The following is a 7,700-nucleotide window of genomic DNA, read 5'->3' on the forward strand; positions in this document are numbered from 1 at the left end:
GCGGCCCCGAGTCGCGCGGCCCGCAGGACAGCCAACCTCGCATTTGTGTGCATATTCGAGGTGTGCCAGTTCCATGAGGCGACCGGGGATGTGCGACGCGGCAGTTTCTGAGCCGCGGACTTTCCTATCCGGCTACGTGACGAACCAACCTGCGGCATGATCTGGAGCCGAACAACCGGCTCGGCAGAGGGACATGGCCATGAGACAGGGTCGCTGGCATCGCGTACCGGGCGACGGGAGCTAGGCGTTGAACGACCTTTGGAGGCACCTGGCCACTGTCATCGCTGTGGGCGGGGCGGTGGTGCCGGTGGTCAGGGAGCTGCTTCACCGCTTCCTCACCAGGAAGAAGTCGCTCGACGCTTCGGTTGAGTGGGCGAGGAAGGCGACTCGCCCCGACGCCACCCCAAAGCCACGGGAGAGGCGTAATGACTGAGTCGAGGAATGCGGCTGGGGGTGACAGGAAAAAGCGGAAGCCGGTCATCACGTCGGCTGACGTCAGTGGAGCGAGCATCGCGACCCTTGTCGCCACGGTCGGCTTCAACTTGGGGGCCGGCACATGGCCGGGGCGGATCTGCATGTTGTCTTCGCCCTGGTTGGTTCTCGTCCTGCCCTGGCTCGTCGCTGTCCTGATGGACGTCGGTGACGCGAAACTGAAGAACTGGCAGTACATGCTCCGCAGGAAGCAGCTCATCAAGCTCGCCGAGAGCATCCAGAGCCCTTCGCATAAGAAGAAGCTTCTGACTTCCGCACACGAGGCCGACCTGGAGCATGCGGAGCGGATCATCGAAAGCATGCGAGGAGCGGCACCCGATGTGTCGGAGTCCTAGATGTCGATGATCGCGAGCCCGGAATAGCGGCAGGAAGAATTCGAGCGCATCTGGAGTGGGAATTCCTCTCCTATGCGCCGGGCGCTAATTCTCCCAAGTGATCAGCTCTCGAATTCCGCGTCCGCCGCCTCGCGAGATCCGTCCCCGGTAGCGCCCTGATTTGCGATCGCCTTATGGTGGCGGACCACCTCGTCGATGATGAAGTTCAGGAACTTCTCGGCGAACGCCGGGTCCAGCCGGGCGTCTTCGGCCAGTCGGCGCAGGCGCTCGATCTGGGCGGCCTCGCGGGCGGGGTCGGCGGGCGGCAGGCTGTGCCGGGCCTTGAGCTCGCCGACCTGCTGGGTGCACTTGAAGCGCTCGGCGAGCAGATGCACCAGGGCGGCGTCGAGGTTGTCGATGCTGCTGCGCAGGTAGAGCAGCCGCTCACGGGCCGCCTGGTCGGCGACGGAGGCCGCTTCGCCGGCCGCCGGTGCTGTCCCTTCGCTCATGTGCCTCTCGCCATTCTTGGTCGGTCATCCGGTGCTTCGTGCATGATCGGGTGAAGGTTACCGGGCTGCGCGCCCTGGACCGGGGCTGGTCTCGCGGATCGGACCGGGGGAGGAACCGGGCCGGTCGGCGCCGGACGGGCCGAGGGTCGTCGCGCCCGGCGACCGCCGCGATCAGGTCGCGGTGAGCGTTCCGCGCCTGGTGGCGGGCAACTCCTGTGACAATGACGCCGGTTGAGAGCGGCCGGCCGACCGTCGGCCGCGGAGTGCGCAGGGGTGGAGGACGCATGAGCACGGACCGCGTGGTGATCGAGGGGGCCGAGGTCGCCGTCGTCGGCGGCAGCATCGCCGGGTGCGCCATGGCGCTGGCCGCGCATCGGTCCGGCGCGGGCCGGGTCACCGTCCACGAGCGCGCCGCCGGCCGGCTCGCGGACCGCGGGGTCGGCCTCGCGGTGCACAACGACCGGTATGCGGAACTGACCGCGGCCGGGTACATGGACACGGCCATGCCGTGGGTGCAGCTGACCACCCGCCGCTGGTACGTCCGCGACGGCGCCGCTCCGCTCGGCCGGCAGATCGCCGCCCAGCCCTTTCCGTTCCGCTCGTACTGCTGGGGGCCGCTCTGGCAGGAGTTACGGCGTCGGTTACCGGCGCACACCGACTTCCGGTGGGGCGTGACGGTCCGCGCGGTCACCGACGCGGCGGACGGCGCCCGGCTGCATCTCGACGGCGACGGGGGCGCCGGCCCGGAGCGCTTCGACCTGGTCATCGGCGCCGACGGCTACCGCTCGGTGGTCCGTACCGCCGCGTTCCCCGGCATCCGGCCCCGGTACGCGGGCTACCTCGCCTGGCGCGGCACCGTGCCCGCCGAGCGGATGGCGGCGCTCGACTTCCCGGGCCTGCCGTCGAGCCCCTGGGCGCAGGAGGACTGCATCTACGTCGTCTTCCCCGGCGGCCATGTCATCATCTACCGCATTCCGGACGGCCGCGGCGGCCATCGCGCCAACTGGGTGCTCTACACGACCCCGCCCGCCGGCCTCGCGCTGGACCTGGACACCCCCACCAGTCTGCCGCCGGGCACCCTCACCGATGCGCTGCACTCCCATCTCACGTATGTGACCGAGGAGTTGCTGCCGCCGTTCTGGGCCGGACTGCTGCATCTGACGGCGCCTCAGGAGCGCTTCATCCAGCCGATGTACGACTTCACGGCCCCCCGCTACACCACGGGCCGGCTGCTGCTCGCGGGGGACGCGGCCACCGTCGCCCGTCCGCACACCGCCGCCGGCGCGGCCAAGGCGCTCCAGGACGCCGCAGCCCTGGAGGCCGCGCTGCGTGCGGGACCGCGGCGGCCGGACCCGCTGGAGGCGTACGGCACGGCGCGCGGCGCGACCGGCCGGACCATGGTCGACCTGGGGCGGCGGCTGGGCCGGATGCTCGTCCAGGACACCCCGGACTGGCGGACTCTGGACCGCTCCGGGCTGGAGGCGGCCTGGGCCGCGGCCGACGGGTCGGGAGCGTTCGGCGGCCGCACGCTGAAGGGGTGACGCCCCGCCGCCCGGTGGCTCACGGGCCGGGTGGGGGCGCCAGTGGTGAGGTGCAGGACAATGAGCTCGCACGGGCCGCTGCGGACCATCGGCGGGTGCGGCAGCGGCTGGACGGAATGAGTGGGACTGATCGGACATGGGACGAGTCACGGAGCGACGCAGGGTGATCCGGATCCGCGACGGCGCCGTGAGCACCCGCCCGGACACCCTCGTCGCCGAGGAGCCGCTGGAGATCCGGCTCGGCGGCAAGCCGCTGGCCATCACGATGCGTACACCAGGTGACGACTTCGCGCTCGCGGCGGGCTTCCTCGTCAGCGAGGGCGTCCTGGCGAGCGCCGATGAGCTGGCGAACATCGTCTACTGCGCGGGGGCGACGGACGAGGGAAGCAACACCTACAACGTCGTCGACGTGCGGCTCGCGGACGGGGTGCCGGTCCCGGACATCACGCTGGAGCGCAATGTCTATACGACGTCGTCGTGCGGGCTGTGCGGCAAGGCCAGCCTGGACGCGGTGCGCACCACCGCCCGCTGGACGCTGGACGCCTCCCCCGGCAGCCCGGCACCCATCGAACCCGCCGTGCTCGCCGCCCTCCCCGACCGGCTGCGCGCCGCCCAGCGGGTGTTCGAGCGGACCGGGGGACTGCATGCGGCGGCCCTGTTCACGACGGACGGGGAGCTGCTCGACATCCGGGAGGACGTGGGGCGGCACAACGCGGTGGACAAGGTCGTCGGGCGGGCGCTGCAGCAGGGGCTGCTGCCGCTGTCGTCGTGCGTGCTGATGGTTTCCGGGCGGGCGTCGTTCGAGCTGGCGCAGAAGGCCGTGATGGCGGGCATCCCCGTGCTGGCCGCGGTCTCGGCCCCGTCGTCGCTCGCCGTCGATCTGGCCCGGGAGACCGGGCTGACCCTGGTCGGGTTTCTGCGCGGCGCCTCCATGAACGTCTACGCGGGCGAGCACCGTCTCGCCCTGCCCGCGGCGGCCGCCGACGCGGACTGAGCGGCGGCGTCACTCCCCCGGCAGCGCGATCCGGGTCAGCAGGGCGATCAACTGCTCGCGCTCGGCGGGGGTCAGCGCCGCGGTCAGCTCCGCGTTGGCCTGGTCGCCGAGCCGCTGGGTGCGGCGCAACCGCTGCCGGCCGTCGGCGGAGATCTCTACGGCGTTCTTGCGCCGATCCTTGGGGTCGGGCGTGCGGGTGACCAGCCCGTCCTTCTGCAGATCGGTGACGATCGCGACCATGTCCTTGGGGTCGATGCCCAGGGTGCGGCCGAGCTCCGCCTGGGAGACGGGGCCGAGTTCGGCGACCGCCGACAGTACGGCGTGATGCATCATCCGCATGCCCTCGGCGGCGAGGGCTTCGGCAACGAGGCGGTGGCCGCGGGCGGCGGCGCGGCCCAGCAGCCAGCTGGGGAGCGCGCGGATACGGCTGGGGGTGTAGGGGGCGTGGGGGGTGTCGGCCATGGAGCCACCGTATCGAGAATCCCCCTATCCATTGGGCACACCAACGAAAGTGTGGGCGCGCGAGCGAGAAAACCATTGGTGGTCCCAATGGTTTGGGTTATCGTTGGGTGGACCAATGAACGGGCCGGTGTGCACCGGCCGCTCGATCCTCCCGGAGGTGCCGGCCCATGCGCCGAGTCCGATTCCATGCCTACGGCGGCCCGGAAGTCCTGCGCGTCGAGGAGGGCGAGGCGCCGGTTCCCGGGCCCGGTGAACTCCTGGTGCGTACCGAGGCGATCGGTGTGACGCTGCCGTGCGTACGGCGGGTGCGCGGCGACGGCAACGGCGGTGGCGATCCGCTGCCCGGCACGCCGGGCGGGGAGATCGCCGGCGAGGTCGTCGCGCTCGGCCCGGACGTCACCGGCTTCGCCGTCGGTGACCGCGTCACCTCGCTCACCCTCAACGGCTCCTACAGCGAACTCGCCCTCGCACCGGCTTTCCTGGCGAGCCGGATACCCGACGGGGCGAGCGCCGTGGAGGCGGTGGCGCTGGTGCGCAGCGGGCAGGTCGCGCTGGCCGCACTCAGCACCGCGGCACCGCGGGGCGCCGAGTCCGTCCTGATCACCGGCGCGGCCAGCGCCACCGGGCATCTCGCCGTCCAACTGGCCAAACTCCAGGGCGTGCCACGGGTGGTGGCCGCCGTCGGCTCGGCCGCCAAGGCGGAGTTCCTGCGGGCGCTGGGCGCCGATGAGGTGGTGACCTACGACCAGGAGTCCTGGGGCGAGCCGGTCGACATCGTCCTGGACGGCGTCGGCGGGGAGCTGCTGCCGCGCGCGCTGGACGCCCTGGCGGAGGGCGGGCGGCTGGTCTTCTTCAACTCGGGCGGCGGAACGGTCCCCGCGTACGCGCTGCTGGCGGGCTCCAAGACCATCACCGGGCTGACGATGCGCCGGTTCGCCACCGTCCACCGGGAGCGGTACGAGCAGCACCGCGCGCAGCTGTGGGAGCTGGCCGGCGCCGGCCGGCTGCGGGCCGTGGTCCATGCCGAACTTCCGCTGGACGAGGCCGCGAAGGCACACGAGATCATCGAGGCCAGGGCGAACCTCGGCAAGGTGGTGCTGCGGCCGTGACGCGGACGGGCGCGCACCGCACGACCCGCCCGCCACACCCGGCCCGCGCAGCGCACCCGGCGCAGCACCTGCGGGCCGGGCGGGTGAATTCCGGCTGCGGCACGGAGAACCGACGCAGGCTCCTTGTCGCGGTCCACACGCGGCAGTAGCTTCCGTCAGGGATGCACATAGGACGTTGGATGTCCTGATGACCCGACCGCCGATGCCTCGAAGGGCAGGCCGGACCATGACGTCAGTTCTCCGCGCACACCACCCCAGCCCCCGCCGCAGACCCCGGCGCCGCCGCGCCTCCGGCATGCTCGCCGCACTGATCACCTCGGCCTTCGCACTGCTGCCGACCGCCCCCGCGCACGCCGCGCCTGACGAGCCGTCAGGCGGCCCGGTCGCCGCGGCGCCGTCCCCCGCGGGCGGCTTCGAGCAGCAGATCCTGTTCAAGGCCTCCCAGGAACAGGGCTACTTCTGCTTCCGCATACCGGCCGTCGTGCAGTCCGCGCGCGGCACCCTGCTCGCCTTCGCCGAGGGCCGCCGGCACGACTGCGGTGACTCGGGCGACATCGACCTCGTCCTCAAGCGCTCCACCGACGGCGGCCGCACCTGGGGTCCGCTCCAGGTCATCAACCGCGGCAACGGGGACACCCACGGCAACCCGGCACCCGTCGTCGACCGCCGCACCGGCCGGATCGTCCTCGCCGAGACCTACAACAAGGGCCGCGACGACGGCCTCAGCTGCGATGTCCCCTGCGACCGCACCCCGCACCTCCAGTACAGCGACGACGACGGCGCGACCTGGTCGCGGCCCCGGGACCTGACCCCCAGCATCCGCCCCGCGCAGTGGAACTCCTGGTACGCCACCGGTCCCGTGCACGGCATCCAGCTCGCCCACGGGCGGCACACCGGCCGCCTGGTCTTCGGCATCAACTCCGAGAGCTATGCGGACGACCGGGTCACCGCCAACCACGCCGCACTGGTACACAGCGACGACGGCGGCGCCACCTGGAAGGTCGGCGCACTGGACACCTGGCCCATCGCGACCGATGGAACGTTTCGTCAGAAGCCGTCGGAGATGACCCTCCTGGAGCGCTCCGACGGCTCGATCTACGTCAACGGCCGCGAACAGGACGGCACCGACCTGGGCCACCGCACCGCGGCGGTCAGCCGTGACGGCGGCGACTCCTTCGCCGCGCCGTTCCGCGCCCTGCCCGACCTCTACGCGCCCATGGTGCAGAGCTCGGCGCTGCGCCTGCCGCACCCGCGGGCCGGCCGCGGCCGCACCCTGTTCGCGGCACCCGCCGACCCCGACCGGCGGCGGACCATGACCATCCGCTCCTCCTGGGACGAGGGCCGCACCTGGGAGGGCGTCGACCGGGGCGCCCGGGTCACCACCGACTGGTCCGGCTACTCGGACCTGGTCGCCATCTCACCCGATGTCACCGGCCTGATGTACGAGGGCGGCACGGCCGACGCCCGGGACGAGATCCGCTTCGCCCGCTTCACCGAGGACTGGCTCGGCCCGCGCCGCGCCCCGGATCCCACCACCCACGACACCGCTCCCGGCGCCCGGCCCGCCCTCGTCCTGGGCAGCCCGGCCGCCACCGGCGGCCGCTTCGGCGGGGCCCTCTCCTTCGACGGCGGGGACGACGCGGTACGCCTCCCGTTCCGCAACTCCCTGCCCCTGGGAACCCACGACTTCACCTGCAGTCTGTGGTTCCGCTACGACGCCACGACCGGCGAACAGCCGCTGCTGTGGATGGGCGGTGTGGGCACCAGGAGCCCGCAGGTCGCCGTGGCGGGCGACCCCCGCAACGACCGGATCCTCGCCCGCGTCACCGCCGTCGACGGCGCCCGCCCGGCCGCCACCGCCCAGGTCGCGACCGACGACGCCTACAACGACGGCGACTGGCACCATCTGGCGCTGCGCCGCACCGGCGGCCGGCTGCTGCTCGCCGTCGACGGCGAGGAGACCACCGTCGTCCCCGACGTGCCCGGCTCGGTCAGCCGCGGGTCGGTCTTCGGCGTGCACCTCGGCCAGAAGCCGGACGCACGCGCCCAGTTCACCGGGGCGCTCGACGCGGTACGGGTCTACCGGCGGGCGCTGACCGAGGACGAGCTGTCCGGCGTACGGACGGAGGATGCCCCGGTGGACGCGCCGTTGGTGCTGGGGCTGTCGCTGGACCGGGTGAGCGGACCGGCACCGTGACCTGCCCCTCGACGACGTCGCGGATCTCCGGGTGCTCGGCCGGCTCGACACGTATGCCGAAGGGCGTCGGCCCGGCCACGGC

General features: G+C 72.3%; 7 protein-coding genes. 5 read left to right on the top strand and 2 right to left on the bottom strand.

Annotated elements, in window-relative coordinates; translation table 11 throughout:
• Positions 1–425: 425 nt before the first annotated feature.
• The gene (locus tag ACWD6P_RS26480; RefSeq protein ID WP_451446654.1) at positions 426–827 is read left to right on the top strand and encodes a hypothetical protein; all 402 of its coding nucleotides are present in this window, start codon (positions 426–428) and stop codon (positions 825–827) included.
• Between the two features lie 101 nt (positions 828–928).
• Here ACWD6P_RS26480 and ACWD6P_RS26485 read toward each other — a convergent pair whose 3' ends face one another.
• Positions 929–1,315 carry a chorismate mutase gene (locus tag ACWD6P_RS26485; RefSeq protein ID WP_451446655.1) on the bottom strand — a complete coding sequence of 129 codons (387 nt, stop codon included), beginning with the start codon at positions 1,313–1,315 and terminating at the stop codon, positions 929–931.
• Between the two features lie 284 nt (positions 1,316–1,599).
• Here ACWD6P_RS26485 and ACWD6P_RS26490 point away from each other — a divergent pair, with 284 nt between their 5' ends.
• Together ACWD6P_RS26490 and fdhD are read left to right on the top strand one after the other, a co-directional pair.
• On the top strand, positions 1,600–2,856 hold the full coding sequence (locus ACWD6P_RS26490; RefSeq protein WP_451446656.1) for an FAD-dependent monooxygenase: 1,257 nt from the start codon (positions 1,600–1,602) through the stop codon (positions 2,854–2,856).
• A 136-nt stretch (positions 2,857–2,992) separates the two neighbouring features.
• Positions 2,993–3,850, top strand: coding sequence for a formate dehydrogenase accessory sulfurtransferase FdhD (gene fdhD, locus ACWD6P_RS26495; protein WP_451446657.1), 858 nt, complete (start codon positions 2,993–2,995; stop codon positions 3,848–3,850).
• A 9-nt stretch (positions 3,851–3,859) separates the two neighbouring features.
• Here the strand turns inward: fdhD and ACWD6P_RS26500 are convergent, their stop codons facing one another.
• Positions 3,860–4,312: a MarR family winged helix-turn-helix transcriptional regulator gene (locus ACWD6P_RS26500; protein WP_451446658.1), complete on the bottom strand. Its 453-nt coding sequence runs from the start codon at positions 4,310–4,312 to the stop codon at positions 3,860–3,862.
• 167 nt (positions 4,313–4,479) lie between these two features.
• Here ACWD6P_RS26500 and ACWD6P_RS26505 point away from each other — a divergent pair, with 167 nt between their 5' ends.
• Entirely contained in the window at positions 4,480–5,421 is a 942-nt protein-coding gene (locus ACWD6P_RS26505; RefSeq protein ID WP_451446659.1) for a quinone oxidoreductase family protein, read from the top strand.
• Positions 5,422–5,647: 226 nt separating this feature from the next.
• On the top strand, positions 5,648–7,618 hold the full coding sequence (locus ACWD6P_RS26510; RefSeq protein ID WP_451446660.1) for an exo-alpha-sialidase: 1,971 nt from the start codon (positions 5,648–5,650) through the stop codon (positions 7,616–7,618).
• The last annotated feature ends 82 nt before the right edge of the window (positions 7,619–7,700 follow it).

The sequence above is a fragment of the Streptomyces sp. NPDC002446 genome (genome assembly GCF_053595675.1).